Below are 18,783 nucleotides of genomic sequence, written 5' to 3'. Positions count from 1 at the left end.
GAAATGAAGCTCGGTATCCTGACAGCTCTCTTCGATTCCAAGCCGTTGGATGAAGTGGCCGACTACGTGTCGAACCTCGGCTACGAAGCGGTCGAGCTGACGACGTGGAATGGGTCGGGTCACTTCGATCTCGATCAGGCCACGAACGACAAGCAGTACGGCCGCAATCTGAAGAAGATGCTTGACTCCCGCGGCCTTTCCATCTCCGCGCTCTCGGACCACCTCTCGGCGCAGCAGGTTCTTCCCCCGAACGATGCCAGTTTCGACGATTGGTCGGTCACGACTGATAAGCAGGAAATGTTCGAGTACGGCAAGGCGCACCTCATCCGTACAGCGCAGGCGGCGTCTGACCTCGAGATCCCCGTCGTCAATGGATTCTTTGGGTCGACGGTGTGGGGATCCTGGTACACCTGGCCGCCGAAGCATCTCGAGCTCTACAACGACGGCTGGGATCTGTTCGTCGAGCGCTGGAATCCCATCCTTGACGAGTTCGCCAAGCTTGGTGTGAAGTTCGCGCACGAGGTGCATCCCACCGAGATCGCCTACAACATCACCACTGCCCAGACCGCGGTCGAAAAGCTCGACCGCGACGACTGGGGCTTCAACTTCGACCCGAGCCACTTCATCTGGCAGCAGATCGACCCCGTGGTTTTCATCAAGACGTTCGGCAACCGGATCCTGCACGTTCACGCGAAGGACTTCGAGGTCCAGGAGGACGAGATTCGCCGCGACGGTGTCCTGTCCACAGGGTCCTGGCGCAACATGCGACGCGCGGCGCGATACCGGGTGGTGGGCTGGGGGCAGGTGCCTTGGAAGAGGGTAATCACTGCCCTGCTGGAAGTCGGCTACGACTATGTCATGTCATATGAGCACGAGGACCCGGTGATGAGTGAGCGTGACGGCGCTGAGAAGGCGATCGAGTACCTTCGTCCCCTCATCGTGAAGGAGCCGATGGACCCCGAAGCTCAGCACTTCTGGCTGGTGTGAGTCGACGATGAGCAACTCACCTTCCTTCTTCACTCAGGGCGAAGCCAAGGGCACGGATGGCGACGTCCCAACGATCGGCATCGGCATGCTGGGTTACGCGTTCATGGGGCGCGCCCACGTCAACGCCTACAAGAAGATCGCCTATACCTTTTGGCCGCCGCCGCTGGTACCTCGGCTTGTCGAGATCGCCGGCCGTACGGAGGCTGCGGTCGATGAAGCTGCTCGTCGATACGGGTTCGAGCAGTCCACCACCGACTGGAGAGATGTTGTCGTGAACCCGGAGGTCGGTATCTTCGACAACACCGGCCCCAACGACCAGCACGTCGAACCGACTATCGCCGCGGCCCGGGCCGGCAAGCACCTTATCTGCGAGAAGCCGCTTGGGAGGACGGCGGACGAGGCGTACCAGATCTGGTCGGAGGTTGAGAAAACCGGGGTGAAGGCGATGACCGCCTTCAACTACCGGTTCTTTCCTGCCATTCGACTCATCAAGAGCTTGTTCGATGACGGCACTTTGGGCGAAGTGCGCCACTTCCGGGCGCGCTATCACCAGGAGTGGCTGGTAGACCCGTCTACCCCCACGTCGTGGCGACTGGAGAAGAAGATCGCTGGATCAGGAGCTCTGGGCGACCTCGGATCCCATGTCATCGACCTTGCACGCTATCTCGTCGGTGAGCCGGAGACTGTCTCGGCCAACCTTCGCACCTTTACTGAGGAACGGCCCGGGGGGCGTGTCGATGTCGACGACGCGTTCGACGCAGTCGTCTCGTTCAGCAATGGGGCTCTGGGCGTGCTCGAGGCGACAAGAGTCGCCCCGGGGCGGAAGAACCATATGCGCTTTGAGATCAGCACGACGACTGGCACGGTGATCTTCGATCAGGAGCGCATGAATGAGATTGAGCTGCACTTGATAGAAACGCAGCCGGGCTCTAATGCGCAGGGATTCCGGACCGTGCTTGTGTCTGAGAGCTACCACCCCTACTGGGAGCACTGGTGGCCCCACGGCCACATGATCGGGTGGGAAGACAGCTTCGTCCACGAGATTGGCCATCTCCTCGAAGCGATCGCAGCGGATGGTCCGATCGGACCGCACGGCGCCACGCTCGAGGACGGCTACCGGGTGGCTGAGATCGTCGATGCCATCGAGCGTTCGGCCGCGACTGGGACGCGACAGACGATCTCGTATAAGTCTCTCTGATCGCTCCGGTTCCCAGCGTGCTTGAAGCGGGCCGGGCAGGTCTTGCATTTCGAGGACCTGTCTGGCCCGCTTCGGCTGGTTTTGGGACCGACCTTACGACCTTGTTAAGAAAGGAAAAGAATGGAAGCCAACGGGCACCGACCTGCCATCGTGATAACGGGGGTCTCGCGGGGAATTGGGCGTGCCCTTGCCCTCACCGCCGCTGAAGCTGGCTACAACGTCGCGGGAATTCATCGCGGAACTGATCCTGCCGTCTCCGACGAGCTCTCTCGAGAGATCGAGAGCCGAGGGGGTCAAGCGATGATCATGACGGGTGACGTCGGAGTGACCGCAGATGTGGATGCTGCCGCAGACCGGGTTATTTCCGAGTGGGGTGGCATTGACGTCTGGGTAAATAATGCGGCGCGGCTTCTGGTCCGGCCATTCACCGACATGGCCGATGAAGATTGGCTGTCTCTGCTCGGATCAAATCTCCTCGGGTACATTCGGGGGGCAAGGGCTGCCTCCCGTGCCATGATTCCCGCCGGCTATGGGCGCATTATTAACGTCAGCTCCGTGGTCGCTGAGCAACCGCCTACTCATATGACCGGGTACGTCACGGCGAAGGGCGGCATCACGGGGTTCACCCGTGCCCTAGCTGTTGAGCTGGCTCCCTTCGGAGTCACAGTGAACGCCGTAGCACCTGGAGCTACCGAGACACCGCTAAATACCGACTCTTGGACAGAGGATGTCCGAGAGACCTACCGAGAGCGGATTCCTTTGCAGCGCATTGCAACCCCTGAAGACATCGCCGACGCTATCTTGCTCGTTGCGTCCGAGAGTTCCCGGTACATCACAGGCCAGATCATCGCAGTCGACGGTGGACTGACTCTCAATGGATCCGTGGGACACCAAGATAAATGAGTCATTCCGTCGTCCACGCCGCGAGCTGAGAGGCCCCGTATGGGAGAACTGACACTACACAGTCGCCACCTCACCCTTCGTCTAGACGCGGATCGAGGGGGTGAGGTTACCTATATTGCGCGCGCTGATCAGCGCAACGCACTCGCTTATTTCGATTGGGAAGCCCCCCTTTCGGGCTCGTCCGGGCCGAGCTATGGATCGACCGAACTTGACTGGCTGTCGAAGTATCAAGCGGGCTGGCAGTTCCTGTTCCCGAATGCAGGTGCCGAGTCTCACGCAGCGGGCATTCCTGTCGCGTTTCACGGCGAATCATCTCTAGCGCGTGTGGGGGTTCTCTCGCACACGGAGACGTCATGCAGCATCCGCACATCGGCCCGGTTGCCTTTGGAACTGACGCGCACCATCCGTGTGTCGCTGGACACGCCCACTGTCTATGTGGAGGAGTCAGTCCGTAACGTCGGCGCGGTGGGGGTTCCTTTCCTCTGGGGACATCACCCTACGTTCCCCGCAATTGCCGGCGCACGGATAGATCTGAGCGCAGGTGCGCAGGTCGCAGTCGAACCCACCGCCGCAGGAGGTCTGAGGCTGGAAGAGTTCGCTTGGCCTACGACGTTGGCTGCGCACGGAGCTTCCGTCGACGTCAGCTCGCTCCCATCGGCATCGGAGGAGCTCGTGCGACTCCTCTATATCCGGGACCTTGAGGGGTGGGTGGCGCTGAGAAATCCCCCGGGTTCGGGTGCTCCAAGCGTTGCCATGAGCTGGGATACCGAGGCGTACCCCTTTCTCTGGATGTGGTTACAGAATGGTGATCCTGGGTTCCCCTGGTATGGCCGAGCCCGGATGCTCGGCCTTGAACCGCAGCGCGCCTGGCCCTTTGATGGCCTAGCCGGCGCTGTCGAGCGTGGTCAGGCGGAGTTCATCGCGCCGGGAGAGACTCGCTCATCCTGGTTGACCATGACGCTGCTCGACGACGGGGCGGCGCCGATCACGGGAGTCAGCAAGAGCGGGCATGTCACACGCGGCTGACGAGAATATCTAGCGACCTTGAGAGTAAAGGAGTGTCGCGCGTTCAGCGGAAGCGACCGTGGCTGCGACTACATCTGCTTGTCGTTGAGCGAATCGCGACGACGGTGTCGAGACGTTGATGGTTCCCACCACCACGTTTGAACTATCGAGGATGGGTGCTGACACACCGGATATGTCGGGCTGGTAGCTCCCGTCGTCTAGAGACCACCCTCGTTCTCGAATTACATGGGCCTCCCGGTTCAACCGTGACTCGATCTGTACGCGCTCTTCCTGGGTGACGTTGCGTAGCGCCGATTCGAGGATGCGAGATCGCCGTGTCGGATCGGCGAAGGCGAGCACGAGGCGCCCCGAGGCGCGGAGATGCTCAGAGCCAGAAAGACCCACGTAGAGGCCGGCCGCGCGGACGGGTTGATGGCCCTCGCTTAGAGCTTGGATTACGACACTGTCTCCTACTAGCAGGGACGCCGAGGCGGTCTCGCCGGTGCTCTTCGAGAGATCTTCGACGATGGCGACAAGTTCACGGTTCAGAGAGATCCCGCGGCTATAGGCCTGGTTGAGGGCTGATACACGCGAACCGATGCGCAAGCGGAGATCCGCGTCTCGATCGAGGTACCCGAGGTAGTGAAGCGTATTGAACAGGTGATACGCCGTCGTCAGGTTGAGAGTCAGTCCCACGGCCACGTCCCGAACCGTGGGCAATTCATGGGCGGCGACGTACTCGAGGAAAGCGACAGCCCTCTCCACCGTCTGCAATCTCGAGGGCGTCTTTTCTGGCGGCGATTCCTGCACGCATTGAGACTACTAAGTCAGATTTCGATAAATGAAACGTATTCCGATTATTGACATGGCGAGTGGTAGCGACTTACGCTCGCAGCCGAAGCAAAGGAGCTCGCACATGATTTCGGCAACAGATGTCTACCGTCAGGTCGCCCGCATTCGGGCGTTGGAAGATCGCGCCCTGGAACTGAGTGCAGACGGAGTTTTTGAGGGGTCAGTCCACGTCTGCAATGGCCATGAGCTGATTCCGGCCGTCTTTGGTGCTCTTCGCCGGCCCGAAGACAAGGTGTTGGCGACCTACCGAGGTCATGGATGGGCGCTGGCGTGCGGAATCCCGCTGACAGAGGTGCTTGCGGAAATTTGCCAGAAGGCTGGAGGGATCAACGGCGGTCGATCGGGCTCATTGATGATTACAGCTCCGGAATACGGCTTCATTGGCGAGAACTCGATCGTCGGCGCCGGCGTCCCGATCGCGGACGGTGTGGGACTCGCCGCCCGTCTTCGCAAAACAGGCGGCGTGGCGATCAGCACCGTCGGTGACGGCGCCATGAGCCAAGGCGCCCTGCATGAGGGCCTGGTGTTCGCGGCGGCGAAGAACTTGCCTGTGATTTTCATCTGCGAGAACAACGGCTGGGCGGAGATGACGCCCACATCAGAGGTGACCCGGCATCCTCAGTTGGCGCGCCGCGCCGAGGCGTATGGAATCCCGGCCCGTAGTGTCGACGGCAGCGACTTCGAGGCGAGTGTTGAGGCGGCCGAATGGGCCTTCGCCGAGGTGCGAGAGGGCAGAGGCCCGGTCTTTCTCGAGTTCACAGTCGCGCGGCTGAAGGGCCACTACAACAGAGACATCCAGCACTACCGCTCGAAGGATGACATCGAGCAGGCAGAGCTGCGAGACCCTTTGCCTCGTCTCCGATCCGACCTGGTCCGGAAGGGCAGTGTGTCGGTCGATGACCTGGCCTCCATCGATGAAGAGGTTGCCGGGGAAGTAGAGGCGGCTACCGCCCTTGTGCGTGACATGCCTGCGCCTGAGCTCATGGGTGCACAGGATCATCTCTATGCCGCAGACTCGCCTACCTCCTGGCGTGCGCCTTCTCCTGTCACTCAGTCCAAGACGATGGAGTACTGGCGAGCCGTCAACACGGCCCTTTCATCAGAACTCGACCAGCGCAGCGATGTCGTGATTTTTGGGGAAGACGTTGCTGGCGCGGGTGGCATCTTTGGGGTCACGCGCGGCCTGCAGAAGCGGTACGGAACCGATCGCGTATTCGACACCCCCATTGCTGAGAGCGCAATCCTTGGGACGGCCGTGGGTGCTGCTATTGAGGGTCTGCGTCCGGTAGTCGAGATCATGTGGATGGACTTCCTGATGGTTGCCCTCGACCAGCTCGTGAACCAGGCCGCGAACGTCCGATACGTCAGCCAGGGTCGGCAGACGGCTCCCCTCACGGTCCGTATGCAGCAAGGCGCCACTCCCGGTTCTTGCGCTCAGCATACGCAAAGCCTTGAGGCGCTGATCGCTCACATCCCAGGCCTTCGGCTGGGACTACCTGCAACCCCGGCGGACGCCTACGCGATGACCCGTGCCGCCATCGCCGACCCCGACCCCGTCGTCCTCATCGAGTCGCGGGAGCTGTATCAGCTCAAAGGCGAAGTCGCCATCGATGCGGAGGTCGAACCGATTGGAGGCGCACGGCTGCACGGCCGCAGTTCCCAGGTTGTCGTCATCACGTGGGGTGCCATGGTTCAGCGCGCGCTCTCCGCACAGGCCCAGCTCGCCGAGGACGGTATTGAAGTGTCGGTGCTCGATGTGCGGTGGCTTTCTCCGCTCGACCTCCCGTCGATCCTGGATGCTGTACGCGCCGCCGGTGGCCGCGCAGTCGTCGCACATGAGGCCAATCAGACCGGGGGATTCGGGGCTGAGGTTGTCACCCGCATCCACGAAGAGCTCGGCAAGGAGCTCTCGCTCGACATCCGCCGGGTGGCCGCGCCCGACACACGCATTCCTACGCCTGGCATCCTCCAGTCCGCTGTCATCCCCGGAGCCGACACAATCGTGGCGGCCTGCATTTCACTCACCAACGACGCGATCGCGCGCGTCTGATCTCCGAACGGAAGGCAAGTCAATGACGACTTCGAAGAGCGCCACGGCAGAAACATCGGGCACGAAGCCTTCGCCCCGGGGGCGGCTGAAGTCCCTTATTGCCAGCGGCGTCGGCAACACGCTGGAGTGGTACGACTGGACCGTCTACGCCGTCTTCTCTCCATTCATCGCCAAGGCAATGTTCGACCCAGCTGACCCCGTGTCTGCGCTCTTAAGCACTCTGTTGCTTTTCGCTGTCGGATTCGTCTTTCGGCCCATTGGTGGCATCATCTTCGGCAGGCTGGCCGACCGCCTTGGTCGCCGTACCGTGCTCATCACCACAATGCTGACGATGGCCGCGGCGGGTCTACTCATAGCCGTGGCACCCTCGTTCGAGATGATCGGAGGGTGGGCTTCGCTGCTGCTGCTGCTTGCGAGGCTGGCACAGGGGTTCGCCCACGGCGGGGAGTCCACGGCGTCCTACGCGTACGTCTCAGAGATCGCGCCACCAAGACGACGCGGCCTCTGGTCGAGCACCGTATATATCAGTGTCGGCCTCGGTACTGTGCTGGCGACGCTGTTTGGTAGCCTCCTCGCGGTCACCATGGATGCCGATCTGTTGGATGAGTGGGGGTGGCGGATCCCGTTCGCTTTCGGGGCGCTCCTCGCGGTGTTCGCTCTGTACCTGCGGCGCGGAATGATGGAAAGTGATGTCTTTCAGGCCGAGTCCAGTGAGGCTCCAACTCGACGGGCTTGGTCACAACGGCGTCTCTTCAGTGCCGGAGTGAAGCTGTTCATCTTCACGGGTGGCACGTCGGTTGTCTTCTATACCTTTAATTCCTTTGCCTCTGCGTTCGCGATTTCACAGCGTGGGATGGATGCCGCCGGCGCGTTCCAGGCCAGTCTCTGGGCACAGTTGGTAGGAATTGCCGTGCTGCCGCTCCTCGGTGCTTTGTCCGATCGCATTGGCCGGAAGCCGCTTCTGATTGCGTGGGCGGTGCTCTTCATCATCCTGGTGTTCCCGCTGCTGAACATGATCGGATCCGCACCATGGACGCTGTTCGTCGCGCAAGCTGTAGCGCTCAGCGTCGCAGCCTGCGCGACGTCCATCTACGCCGCTGTAATCGCGGAGCAGTTGCCCACCGCGCAGCGGACGAAGGTCATCGGGATTGCCATGTCGCTGTCCGTCGCCCTCTTCGGTGGGACCGCCCCTTATCTCAACACCTGGCTCTCGTCCATCGGGCTGGGCTGGATCTTTCAGGTCTACTTCATTGTCTTGTGCGCTGCGTCTCTCGTCGTCATCGTCAGGTGGCGCGAGACCCGCGGAATTGACCTCAAGGATGTGGGCAATGCCTGACAACGGAGTCCTTCATGGCGTCGCGGCCTTCGTTACTGGGGCATCGTCGGGACTTGGGGAGGCCACCGCTCGGCTTCTCAGAGCACGGGGTGCCCTGGTCGTTGGTGCCGATCTTCGACCGTCGGAGAATGATCAAATCGTCGCCTGCGACGTGGCAGACGAAGAGAGCGTGCGTTCGGCTCTCGAGGTTGTGGGTGGACTGGGCTTTCCTCTCCGCTACGTCGTCAACTGTGCAGGTATACGATCGTCCACTCGCGTCCTAAGCGAAGCCGGACCTCATCCGCTGGCGGAGTTCCGCCGGGTGCTCGATGTGAACCTCGTCGGCACCTTCAACGTGACCAGACTTGCTGCTGAGATGATTGCACGGACGGATTCTGACGACGAGGGAGGCCGGGGGGCCATCGTTAATACGGCCTCGATCGCAGCCTATGAAGGACTTCCCGGGCAGGCTGCCTACGCCGCATCCAAGGCGGCGGTGGCGGGCATGACCATCACCCTCGCCCGCGATTTGGCCGAGCATGGGATTCGTGTCAATTCCATAGCCCCGGGGGTGATTGACAGTCCACTCCTCGATGGACTCACGCCCGATCGCCGTAGGAAGCTGTCGGAAGATGTCGTGTTTCCGACCAGACTGGGCACGCCCGACGAGTTTGCCGAGCTTGCGGCTTTCCTGCTGACCGCGCGGTACATCAATGGTGAGGTAGTCCGTATCGATGGAGGTCTACGGATGGCGCGAGGGTAGGGAGGGTCAGCATTCATGCGACCGCTGACAGACAGCCCGAAGGTGTCAGTACCAGTTGCCGTCGACCGTCATGCCACCGTCGACGTAGAGAGTCTGTCCCGTGATGTAGGAGGCCTGAGTGGACGCGAGGAAAACGATCGCTGAAGAGATCTCCTCCGGCTCCGCCAGGCGGGCCATCGGAGTCCGAGCGATCACGGGGTTCAGGTCCAAGGAGCCCTTCGCGACGAGTCCTGCAGTCATCTGAGAGTTGATGTAGCCCGGAGCGACCGCATTTACACGGATGCCCTGTCCCGCCCATTCCACGGCAAGGGCTCTAGTGAGTCCCTCGATGCCAGCCTTGGCGGCGCAGTAGCTGGAGCGGCCCGGCATTCCTGCGTGCGCAGCGACGGAAGAAACGTTCACGATAGCTGCCTGCGATGACTCTGTCAGCCACGGATACGCGGCCCGACTCACGCGCATGGTCCCGTTGAGGTGAACGTCGACAAGACCTGACCACTCGGAGTCCGCGACCTCAGCGGCGGCGGCGGGCCTAGCGATTCCGGCGCAGTTAATCACCACATCGAGAGACCCGCCCAATTTGGCCGCGGCCGTCTCGACCGCTGCGCGGACTGCGTCGTCAGAGCTGACATCGGCGGCCGCATAGGTCGTACCCGCTCCGAGAGTCTCAGAGGCACGAGCCAGGGACTCCTCGTTCAGGTCGAGGAGTGCAACGCGCCCCCCGTCGCGGATCCACTGCTGCGCGGTCGCGAAGCCGACGCCAGAGGCGCCACCCGTGATCAAAGCGTGTGAAGCGGGCATGGTGGTGGTCCTTCCCTAAGGGGTGCTGATGAACGTCTCGGATGCCGTCTGAGCGACGCGGTCCCAGTCGAGGGGAAGGTACAGGCCCGGGTGACTTGGGCTGTGCCAATGGCCGTCTCTGATGGGAAAGGGTTCGAGAAGAATCTGGTCGATTGGATCCGCTCCGGTCGTGTGGGGTATTACCTCGACCAGGTCGGCGGATGCCAGAGCGAGCGGGAAATGCAGGTGGGGCCAGACATGTGGCGCAACGCGTGCCCCGGAGGCGCGCGCGCGCGTGGGCCGCGGGTAAGACCTCGGTGTATCCGCCAGTGGCGGATACATCGGCTCGGACTACCCGCACGCCGTCGAAGACGAGGAGATCGTATGAGGTAGCGGTGATCAGATCCTCGCCCGCTGCGACCGCGGTCTCGAGACCTTGCGCTGTCGCGATAACGGCGGCTGTCTCGTAGCTCGGAAAGGGGTCTTCGATAAATTCAAGGTCGAAGTCCCGAAAAGCCGATCCATAGGCGACTGCTTCGTCGACGGTCGTGAACGCCCCGTGAAAGTCAATTCCGAGTCCCACGCCCGCCGGGAGGAGTTCCGTAACGTTGGCCACGAAACGTAGGTCGGTCGGAAGATCATGACCCGGGACAATGAGCTTGATCTTGCTATAGCCCTGGTCGACGAAGTTCGCAATTTCGTCGAGTATCGGGCCTTCGCCAAGGTGGTCCAGAAAATAGCCGGCAACAGCCATGAGGGGCACCTCGCGATCAGTGCCGCCTAGCGCTTGCGCGAGGGGGATTTCATTGGTTTGAGCGGCGATGTCCCACAGCGCCACGTCGATGAGTGCCCCTGCGCGCGCCATAGCGCCCCAGCCGGGCGCGTAGCGCCGGCGCAGTGTGTGGTGGACAGAGCTGGGACTGACGTCTTCCATGTCGAGCAGCTCGGGCGTGAGCCCGGCGAGAGCTGCTAGCAAAGGGGTGCCGCGGGTGTACCCGATCGCAGCCCCGACGAGACCAGACGATGTCGTCACTCGTAGGACGATGTAGTCCCTCGTGCTGTAGGTGATAGCGCCCAGATGCAGCTCGTGCGGCATGGTGAGTGGGCACTGCCACGCCTCGATGCGGTCGATGCGTTCGGACATCTGCGGTGGGCTCTCCTCATTGAGGTCGCGCCCGGGGAGATTCCCGGGTCGTGGCTCACCTATTCTGCGCCGGCCGGAGCATATTGTCTATTTGGAACAGATTTCATTTGGTGTCTCTGCTTAGCGGCGTTCCTCCGCTGTTGACACCGCCCGGTCCAGGGCCTGCAAGATTGTGGATTCGACTTGCGGGAAACGTTGCATCGGCGAAGACACTGTGAGACACGCCACGACGTCCCCGTTGCGGCGGATCGGGGCGCTGATGCAGCTGACGCCAAGCTGGAACTCTTCACGGTCGTAAGACACGCCCTGGACGCGAATGCGGTCCAGTTCCGCGACAAGATCCGCCCGCCGCGTGATGGTATGGGGTGTCAGGCGACGTAGGCGCAGCCGCGAAAGCGTCTCTGCCTGCACCTCGGGCGAGCTGAATGCCATGAGCAGCTTCCCGCTCGCTCGCGCGTGAAGGTCTTCGGCGGCATATGCGTCGTTCAAGCCCACGACTCTTACGGCATGTGCGCCCTCCGCCGTTTCGAGGACCTTCACTGTTCCGCCGCGCCAGGCGCCCAGGTAAGTGGTCTCGCCCGTCTCGGACACGAGCTGGTGCAAAGCCGCCCGATATGCCGGCGGCACAATGTCAGCGCGCTGGACGGCCTGGGCGATGATCTCGGCACGAGGCCCGATCTGGAATACCCGCTGAGCGTCTTTTGAGATGAGTCCTTCGGCCCACAGCGTGGTCAGTAGGTGGTAAGTGGTCGGCAGCGACAGCCCGAATCGATCAGCGAGTGTTTTTGCTGTCTCGCCGGTTGGACTCTCCGCAACTGCGAGCAGAAGGTCCACGGCCCTGCTGACGGACTGGATCCGAGTCTGGCTTCGCGGCTCGTCGGTTGCTACATCTCCCGTGCTCATCGCCCACATGATACTCACCATGTGAAATCAAATCGATGAAATCAGGAACAATGGGCACCTCATTCGATAAGTCGAGGGCGTGCTGTCTACTTTTACCGTCCTCAAGGGTTGCAGATGCTTACCTGTTCTGTCATAGAATGAAGAAGGTTTCATAGTAATTAACCCAGTTTTGGGTTGTCGCACTGTGGACAAGACGCATTGAGGCATCTTCTCTCCACGCTCGTGCCGCATGCGAGTGCGAGAAGGACCGCCGTTGAACGCAAGGGCAAGGGAGCCGTGTTGATCGACATGCCGGCGGAACTCGCCTGGGCAGGCGGTTTAGGTGTCGCCGAGTCGGAATGAGAGAACGATGACCCCTCCGCCATAGCTGCCGTCGATCTGATGGAGTGCGCAGAGCAGACGGGCGGCGCCATTGCGTCCCCTTCTTGCTGCGAACCCTCGCCATTCCGAAATCGCTCCCTCTGCCCGGCTTATCTCTCCGATTGGACAGCCATCATGTCTTATGCCTACAGCCCCACCGACAGCTATCGTCGGATGGCGTTCATCCGACGATTCGAGGAGGAAGTCCTCGAACTCGGACGGGAGGGGCATGTTGCGGGCTCCGTGCACCTCTGCCTTGGGCAGGAGGCGATCCCCGTCGGGGCGATGTCGGTGCTTCAGCCAGGTGACAAGGTGCTCTCTACTTATCGGGGACACGGTTGGGCTCTGGCCAGCGGCGCGAACCCGCTTGCTGTCCTCGCTGAAATCGCGCAGCGCGCTGAAGGTACCAATGGGGGGCGTGCCGGATCGCCGATGCTCAGTGCGCCAAGCGTGGGCTTCCTCGGCGAGAACTCGATCATCGGCGCGGGACTGCCGATCGGGGCTGGAGTCGCAATGGCAGACCGAGCCCAGGGCGGTGATGGCATCGTCCTGGTTTCCCTCGGTGACGGGGCGATGAACCAGGGCGGCACGACCGAGGCCATGGTCTTTGCCGCAGCTCGGAACCTCCCCGTAATCTTTGCGCTCGAGAATAACGGCTGGTCTGAGATGACCCCGATCGCCACGACGACGCGCGGTGAGCACCTCGCGCGCCGTGGGCAGGGACTCAACATCGAGAGCCACGTCATCGATGGGGGTGACCCCGTCGCCGTCGCCGAAGCGGTCGCTGAGGCCGCCCGCACGTGCCGATCCGGCCAGGGTCCCGTGCTCCTTGAGTTCAAGACCGTTCGCATGTCCGGTCACTACAACAAGGACATCCAGCACTACCGACCCGAGGATGACATCGAAGCTGCACAGCTACAGGATCCGCTTTTGCGCCTCCGACAGATTGAGGGAATCTCCGACGAAGATGCCTCCCGCATCGAAGCCGAAGTTACGGCAGAGATCAAGGCTCTCGCAGAACGTGTACGAGCCCTTCCGGCGCCAGATCCCTCCGATGTTCTTGACCACCTCTACGCGCCCGATCTTCCAGTCCCGACGGGCAATCCGGTCGAGGGCAAAGAAATTGCGTACTTCCGAGCGATCAATGAAGCACTGAAGGATGCGTTGCGCCGTCGCGAGGAGGTGATCGTTTATGGCGAGGACGTCGGCTACGCAGGGGGCATCTTCGGCGTCACCAGAGGTCTTCAAAAGGAGTTCGGCGATCAGCGGGTTTTCGACACCCCAATTGCAGAGACTGCAATTCTCGGATCCGCTGTCGGCGCCGCGATGAATGGTCTTCGGCCCGTAGTGGAGATCATGTGGGCCGACTTCGTCTTCGTCGCCCTGGACCAAATTATTAACCAAGCCTCGAACGTCCGTTACATCAACCGATCCACGGTCAGCGCTCCCCTCGTTATCCGGATGCAGCAGGGCGTGACGGCCGGCTCCTGCGCCCAGCACTCTCAGAGCATCGAAGCCATCCTGAGTCATATTCCCGGAATCAAGGTCGGCATGCCCACCAGCCCCCAGGACGCGTACGCGATGACCTTGGCTGCCATCGAAGACCCCGATCCAGTCGTCTTGATCGAGCATCGGGCGATGTACCAGGAGACCGGAACGGTTGCTCTCGCCGGGCCCACCGAGATAGTCGGGGGCGCGAGGGAGCGTCGTTCCGGGGACGACGTCTCCATCATCACGTGGGGTTCCATGGTTTCGGCTTCTTTGGAGGCGGCAGATACTCTCGCGCAGTCAGGTATTGAGGCGACCGTGCTCGATCTACGCTGGTTCCGCCCGCTGGACACCGAGGCAATCGCTCGTGCAGTAGCAAATTCGGGCGGTCGAGTGGTCATCGCTCACGAAGCGTTTGTCACGGGAGGGTTCGGAGCCGAAGTGGCTGCACTTATCAGCGATCGTCACTTCGGCCAGCTCTCTGCGCCGATTGCTCGGGTGGGTACCCCGGATGTCAGGATGCCGTCTGCTCCGTCTCTGCAAGAGGCAGTCGTACCCGGCGCAAAGGACATCGTCGCTGCAGCGCACCGTGTCCTCTCCCGGTGAGTGCGATGCCCGAATACCTCGTCACGATCGATATCGACACCGGCGACCTCGATCCCGCGGAGGTCACGCGTCTGCGACAGGCTGAGGGCGTACAAGCCACTCGACTTGCCGAAGAGGGGCGGATAGTCGCTCTCTGGCGCGTTCCCGGACGATGGGCCAATGTGGGGCTTTGGCGCGCCCCCAGCCGCAGCACGCTCGATCAGGCCCTAGCCACCCTGCCCTTGCGGCCATATATGTCCGTGGTCGTCCAAGAACTTGGTGAGCACCCCAGTGATCCCCGCTCGATCGGCGGGCAGGTTGCGAACCGACCAGTGGGTGACGAACTCGTGCCTCTGCCCGACCTGGCGTTACGCACCCGAGCGACGACGGGGGAGGTAACCGGACGTGGCCGAATCGAGCTTCCGTCCCTTTCGGATCTCGCTATCCGCGGTCGTGGACGGGTGGAGGCCGCTGCCACACGCTCTCAGCCTTCGCAGCCTGTAGCCGGTTTCTCGTGGGTAACCCGTGAGATCGACGTCACGGCGTGCGTTGCTCGCGTGGAACCGGACACGGCTGACGAGCATGCCCATGTGAGGGTGGGGGAGGCGCTGGCCGCGAAGTCCGCCAATGGCGTACCACTACATGTGACCCACTCGGGCCGCCACGGCCTGGACTCAGCGATCGACCCCAATGCGGTACAGGGCATCACGGTCGACATCGGACGTCTTCGGCGAATCGCCGCTGTCCGACCGTTGCCCGGTGGAGGTGAGGCGCTCCAGATCCGAAACGTCGTGACCCTCACCGCGGTTGGCGCCGAAGGCCTAGATTTTGAAGACGTCGGCGCGCTGCTGAGAACCGTCGAGGACGAGCTGACCGGCTCTTAGATTCCCCCCGGCGGGTCACCTGCTGATTGTCCGGGGCTGCACTAGCCGAGCGGTGTGAGCGTCTGAGGCCACCCCTCCAAAGCGTGGTTCGGGGATGCCCGTGACGCCGAGCCCGGTGACCGCGAACAGGCTGCCCCGGGCTGCGGGGTCCCCAGGATAGCGCGGCAGCGGGGGCTCGGCCATCGACGTTACATAGAGGACGTCGAGGTCTGCACCTCCAAACATGACGCTGGTGGTTTTCCTAACGGGCATCTCGATGATCCGGTCGATAGTGCCGTCGGGCGCGAATCGTGCGATTTTCCCTTCGTACACGAATGCGTTCCATACGAATCCCTCGGAATCGACCGTTGACCCGTCGTGAGCACCCATTTCTGCGCTGGGGAGAGCTGCGAATCGGCGGCGGTTCGTCGCATCACCGGTTTGAATGTCATAGTCGTAGGCCCAGATTTCTCCGGCCCAGGAGTCTGCGAAGAAAAAGGTCTGGTCGTCGGGCGCCCAACAGGGACCGTTGGAGCAGACGATTCCCTCATCCAGAACACGCAGCCTCCAGGCCGGGTCAAGGCTATACAGACGGCCGCTCGACTCGGTTTCGGGCAAATTCATTGACCCGAAAACAAATCGACCGCCTCTGTCGACCTTCCCATCGTTGAGGCGATTGCTCTCTAGGCCGGGCTCCGGATCGATCACCGCCACGATCTCGCCGCTAGCAAAGTCGAGTATGTGGATGCCGTCGGCTAGCGCGACCACGGCGCCCTCCCCGTCTCGTGTCAGCGCCAGGGAGCCAATAGCCGATGGGACTGTCCACGCACGCAACTCACCGCCGTCCGCGGCACAGCGGAACACCCGCTTACCAAGGCTGTCGATGAAATACAACCGCTGCTGGCCAACATCCCATAGAGGGCCTTCACCAAGCACCGGTTTCACGTCAAGAACAATTCGAATGTCCAAGGGTCTCCCGTCTTTGGGATAAGCGCTACGCCGTGGCTCGGGCGGAGTGTTCTATCGAGATATCACTACTTTCGTGATTTGAAGCAGTGTTAATATATTGACGAATACCGACTCGACATGTCAAACTTTCGTAGTCTCGTTCGTCGCCTCGGACAGCATCCCAGTTGGTCTGTCGATCTCGGCCCGATCGTTCCGCCGATGCCCCCGCGGTCGCTCACGAGGCAAGGACACGTGAAGAAGCGATGGTGCCGAGGCGCCCGGTCCGCGCTCCTCCGATATCCCATTGATCGAAGGACGATCGGTATGTTCGAAGCCCTCGAGGCAGACCAGAGACAAGACCGGATCACTCTCCGATTTCTCGCGGCGCACGGTGATGTCAACGTCCGCGGTGACTCGGTACCCGCCGGACGGGTCCTGGAATGGATAGACAAGGCCGGTTATGCCTGCGCCGTAGGTTGGTCTCAGAGCTACTGCGTCACCGCCTACGTCGGAAACGTGCACTTCACCCATCCAATCAGGCCCGGCGCTCTTGTTCAGGTGCACGCCCGCGTCATCCTCACCGGCCGGACCAGTATCCACATCCTCGTCACCGTCGAAGCCAGCGACGTCCGAGAACGCCGGTACATGCCGGCGATGCACTGCATTCTCGTTTTCGTGGCAGTTGATGACGACAGTTGCCCACAACCCGTACCTGAATGGACACCGTCTAGCGTGACGGACTTCGAACTGCAGCAGCTCGCCGCCGAACGTGTAGCTCCACGTCGTGCCATTCAGCGGGAGATGGCCTCTCAGCAGTACACCTCCGACCACACCGTACCCGAAAGTGTCCTCCGCTTCTTGGCTGCTCCAGGAGATTCGAACTGGGGTGGAAACGCGCATGGAGGGACTGTCATGCGCTGGATCGACGAGGCGGCCTACTCCTGCGCGGCAGCATGGTCATCCGCCCATGCTGTCGCGGTTTACGCTGGCGGCATCCAGTTCCATGCGCCCATCCGGATAGGGGATGTTGTGGAGCTCCGCGCTCGACTCATTCACACGACACCCCGAAGCATGCATCTCGCTGTGCTCGTCAGGGCTGCGCCGCCAGGCAAGCCACCTGTTCTGACTACGCGGAGCATGACGGTCTTTGCGGATGTCTACGGGGGAGAGGCTCAGCCGGTCCCGGAACTGCGCGTTGTCTCTGATGAAGATCGTCGCCTCAGCCGCCACGCCTGCCTGTTGATGGACCTGAGAAAGGGGATCGCTCCACTCCCCCCTAGTGCCCAGTTCTTCGGCAATCGACCCCTGGCGTTGTGACGAACGCATGTGGCAGTCGGAAAGGAAAGGCGCAGGACAAGCGAAAAGCGTTCCTCGGCTCGAAAAGGCCTGATGTTGACACAAACGGCCGCACCGTCCTGGACACCACGTTTGCTCGTCCTGGCCGTGTCAGCAGCGATAGCAGTCAGTGCCATCTATCTGCCGCAGTCTCTTCTGACCGACATGGCAGAGAACCTCGGTGTGCCGACCGGGACGGCAAGCGTCGTGGCGACGGCTGTGCAGGCGGGCTACGCGCTGGGAATTCTTCTGCTGGTACCCCTCGGAGAGCGCATCAAGGTGCGTCAGCAGGTCACGGTCCAATCGATCATTCTTGCGGGCGCGTTGGCGGTGTCCGCCATGCTCCCCGATGTCATCAGCGTCGCCGTGGGTTTCCTCGTCATAGGGCTCGTGGCCAATATCGCCCAGGTTATTATCCCCGCCGCGAACCGGCTCGCCCCGGTGGATCGGCGCGGGTCCACCACCGGCACACTCGTCGGGGCCCTGCTCATAGGGATCTTCGGCGGACGGATCGTCGCAAGTCTCCTGGTGGAGGCAATCGGATGGCGGTTCGTCGTCGAGATCTTCGCCGCGCTAGTGCTCTCCGTCCTCCCGCTCGTTCGTCGCGCTCTTGGGGGGGACCTACCGGTGGAGGGAACGCCGCAGAGCTACGGTCGGCTCCTGCTGTCGACGCTCGCCCTGGTCAAGCGCAGTCCCGCGCTCATGCAGTCCGCGATCATGCAGTTTTTCGTGTTTGCGACGTTCAACTCGATCTGGACGGTGATGGTGCTGCACTTGACCGGGGAGCCGTTCGGCTGGAGCGTCCTCGCCGCTGGACTGTTCGGACTCGTCGGTTTGGCGGCCGGAATCGTGACGCCGTTCGTTGGCCGCTTCATCGACCGCTTCGGACCGATGCCGGTGGCCGGCGTGTTCCTCGGGCTGCTGTTCATCTCGACCATGGCAATGATCTTCGACTCGCAGCTCGTCATCCTGTTCGCCATCACAATGTTCTTCGCCACCTGGTCGAACCAGTCCATACAGTCCGCGAATCAGAACAGGGTGCTGGCGGCTAACCCCGGAGTGTCGGCGCAGGCCAACACGCTGTTTATGTTCTTCGTGTTCCTCGGCGGCTCCCTGGGAACCCTGCTCGGACCAATCGTGTTTGCTAACGGCGGCATGACCTCGGTTGCACAAGAGGGCGTCATATTCATTCTCGCCGCCGCTACCACCTGGATTGCAACGGTCAAGGCCACCCAAATCTAATAGATCTATATGAAATGAATTCCATATAGACATCACACCCAATTCGTGCCACGATCTCACTGCGC

General features: G+C 61.9%; 16 protein-coding genes. 11 read left to right on the top strand and 5 right to left on the bottom strand.

Translation table 11 applies throughout. From position 1 onward, the window contains the following. Positions 1-3: 3 nt before the first annotated feature. From ACFJGV_RS10985 to ACFJGV_RS10970, 4 genes are all read left to right on the top strand, one after another. Positions 4-987 carry a sugar phosphate isomerase/epimerase family protein gene (locus tag ACFJGV_RS10985; RefSeq protein WP_378143965.1) on the top strand — a complete coding sequence of 328 codons (984 nt, stop codon included), beginning with the start codon at positions 4-6 and terminating at the stop codon, positions 985-987. Between the two features lie 7 nt (positions 988-994). Then, positions 995-2,185: a Gfo/Idh/MocA family protein gene (locus ACFJGV_RS10980; protein WP_378143963.1), complete on the top strand. Its 1,191-nt coding sequence runs from the start codon at positions 995-997 to the stop codon at positions 2,183-2,185. Between the two features lie 120 nt (positions 2,186-2,305). Beyond that, a complete protein-coding gene (locus ACFJGV_RS10975; protein WP_378143962.1) occupies positions 2,306-3,088 on the top strand; it encodes an SDR family NAD(P)-dependent oxidoreductase in 783 nt (260 codons plus the stop codon). A gap of 39 nt (positions 3,089-3,127) precedes the next feature. Then, positions 3,128-4,114: a hypothetical protein gene (locus tag ACFJGV_RS10970; protein ID WP_378143961.1), complete on the top strand. Its 987-nt coding sequence runs from the start codon at positions 3,128-3,130 to the stop codon at positions 4,112-4,114. A 9-nt stretch (positions 4,115-4,123) separates the two neighbouring features. Here ACFJGV_RS10970 and ACFJGV_RS10965 read toward each other — a convergent pair whose 3' ends face one another. Further along, positions 4,124-4,903, bottom strand: a complete 780-nt coding sequence (locus tag ACFJGV_RS10965; protein WP_378143959.1) for an IclR family transcriptional regulator — start codon at positions 4,901-4,903, stop codon at positions 4,124-4,126. Positions 4,904-5,009: 106 nt separating this feature from the next. Between ACFJGV_RS10965 and ACFJGV_RS10960 the strand changes: the two genes are divergently transcribed. The 3 genes from ACFJGV_RS10960 to ACFJGV_RS10950 are packed head-to-tail and all read left to right on the top strand — an operon-like array spanning position 5,010 to position 9,073. Beyond that, positions 5,010-6,995: a thiamine pyrophosphate-dependent enzyme gene (locus tag ACFJGV_RS10960; RefSeq protein WP_378143958.1), complete on the top strand. Its 1,986-nt coding sequence runs from the start codon at positions 5,010-5,012 to the stop codon at positions 6,993-6,995. 22 nt (positions 6,996-7,017) lie between these two features. Further along, positions 7,018-8,331, top strand: coding sequence for an MFS transporter (locus ACFJGV_RS10955; RefSeq protein WP_378143957.1), 1,314 nt, complete (start codon positions 7,018-7,020; stop codon positions 8,329-8,331). Then, a complete protein-coding gene (locus ACFJGV_RS10950) occupies positions 8,324-9,073 on the top strand; it encodes an SDR family oxidoreductase (RefSeq protein WP_378143956.1) in 750 nt (249 codons plus the stop codon). The genes ACFJGV_RS10955 and ACFJGV_RS10950 overlap by 8 nt, the downstream gene beginning before the upstream one ends. A 45-nt stretch (positions 9,074-9,118) precedes the next feature. Here the strand turns inward: ACFJGV_RS10950 and ACFJGV_RS10945 are convergent, their stop codons facing one another. From ACFJGV_RS10945 to ACFJGV_RS10935, 3 genes are all read right to left on the bottom strand, one after another. Then, positions 9,119-9,853, bottom strand: a complete 735-nt coding sequence (locus tag ACFJGV_RS10945) for an SDR family NAD(P)-dependent oxidoreductase (RefSeq protein WP_378148698.1) — start codon at positions 9,851-9,853, stop codon at positions 9,119-9,121. After that, positions 9,738-10,946 (bottom strand): mandelate racemase/muconate lactonizing enzyme family protein, encoded by a 1,209-nt coding sequence (locus tag ACFJGV_RS10940; protein ID WP_378148696.1) that lies wholly within the window; start codon positions 10,944-10,946, stop codon positions 9,738-9,740. The genes ACFJGV_RS10945 and ACFJGV_RS10940 overlap by 116 nt, the downstream gene beginning before the upstream one ends. Positions 10,947-11,114: 168 nt before the next feature. Next, positions 11,115-11,897, bottom strand: a complete 783-nt coding sequence (locus ACFJGV_RS10935) for an IclR family transcriptional regulator (RefSeq protein WP_378143954.1) — start codon at positions 11,895-11,897, stop codon at positions 11,115-11,117. A gap of 495 nt (positions 11,898-12,392) precedes the next feature. Here ACFJGV_RS10935 and ACFJGV_RS10930 point away from each other — a divergent pair, with 495 nt between their 5' ends. Further along, complete coding sequence (locus tag ACFJGV_RS10930) at positions 12,393-14,351, top strand: thiamine pyrophosphate-dependent enzyme (protein ID WP_378143952.1); 1,959 nt, start codon at positions 12,393-12,395, stop codon at positions 14,349-14,351. A gap of 5 nt (positions 14,352-14,356) precedes the next feature. Next, the gene (locus tag ACFJGV_RS10925) at positions 14,357-15,214 is read left to right on the top strand and encodes a muconolactone Delta-isomerase family protein (RefSeq protein WP_378148694.1); all 858 of its coding nucleotides are present in this window, start codon (positions 14,357-14,359) and stop codon (positions 15,212-15,214) included. A gap of 15 nt (positions 15,215-15,229) precedes the next feature. Here ACFJGV_RS10925 and ACFJGV_RS10920 read toward each other — a convergent pair whose 3' ends face one another. Continuing rightward, positions 15,230-16,162, bottom strand: a complete 933-nt coding sequence (locus ACFJGV_RS10920; protein ID WP_378143950.1) for an SMP-30/gluconolactonase/LRE family protein — start codon at positions 16,160-16,162, stop codon at positions 15,230-15,232. Between the two features lie 303 nt (positions 16,163-16,465). Here ACFJGV_RS10920 and ACFJGV_RS10915 point away from each other — a divergent pair, with 303 nt between their 5' ends. Together ACFJGV_RS10915 and ACFJGV_RS10910 are read left to right on the top strand one after the other, a co-directional pair. Further along, positions 16,466-17,458, top strand: coding sequence for an acyl-CoA thioesterase (locus ACFJGV_RS10915; protein WP_378143948.1), 993 nt, complete (start codon positions 16,466-16,468; stop codon positions 17,456-17,458). A gap of 72 nt (positions 17,459-17,530) precedes the next feature. After that, positions 17,531-18,718, top strand: coding sequence for an MFS transporter (locus ACFJGV_RS10910; RefSeq protein WP_378148692.1), 1,188 nt, complete (start codon positions 17,531-17,533; stop codon positions 18,716-18,718). The last annotated feature ends 65 nt before the right edge of the window (positions 18,719-18,783 follow it).

The organism is Cnuibacter sp. UC19_7, from assembly GCF_042699995.1.
Classification (GTDB): Bacteria; Actinomycetota; Actinomycetes; order Actinomycetales; family Microbacteriaceae; genus Cnuibacter.
The sequence above is the reverse complement of the archived record's forward strand: the minus strand, read 5'-3'. Positions and strand labels throughout refer to the sequence as shown.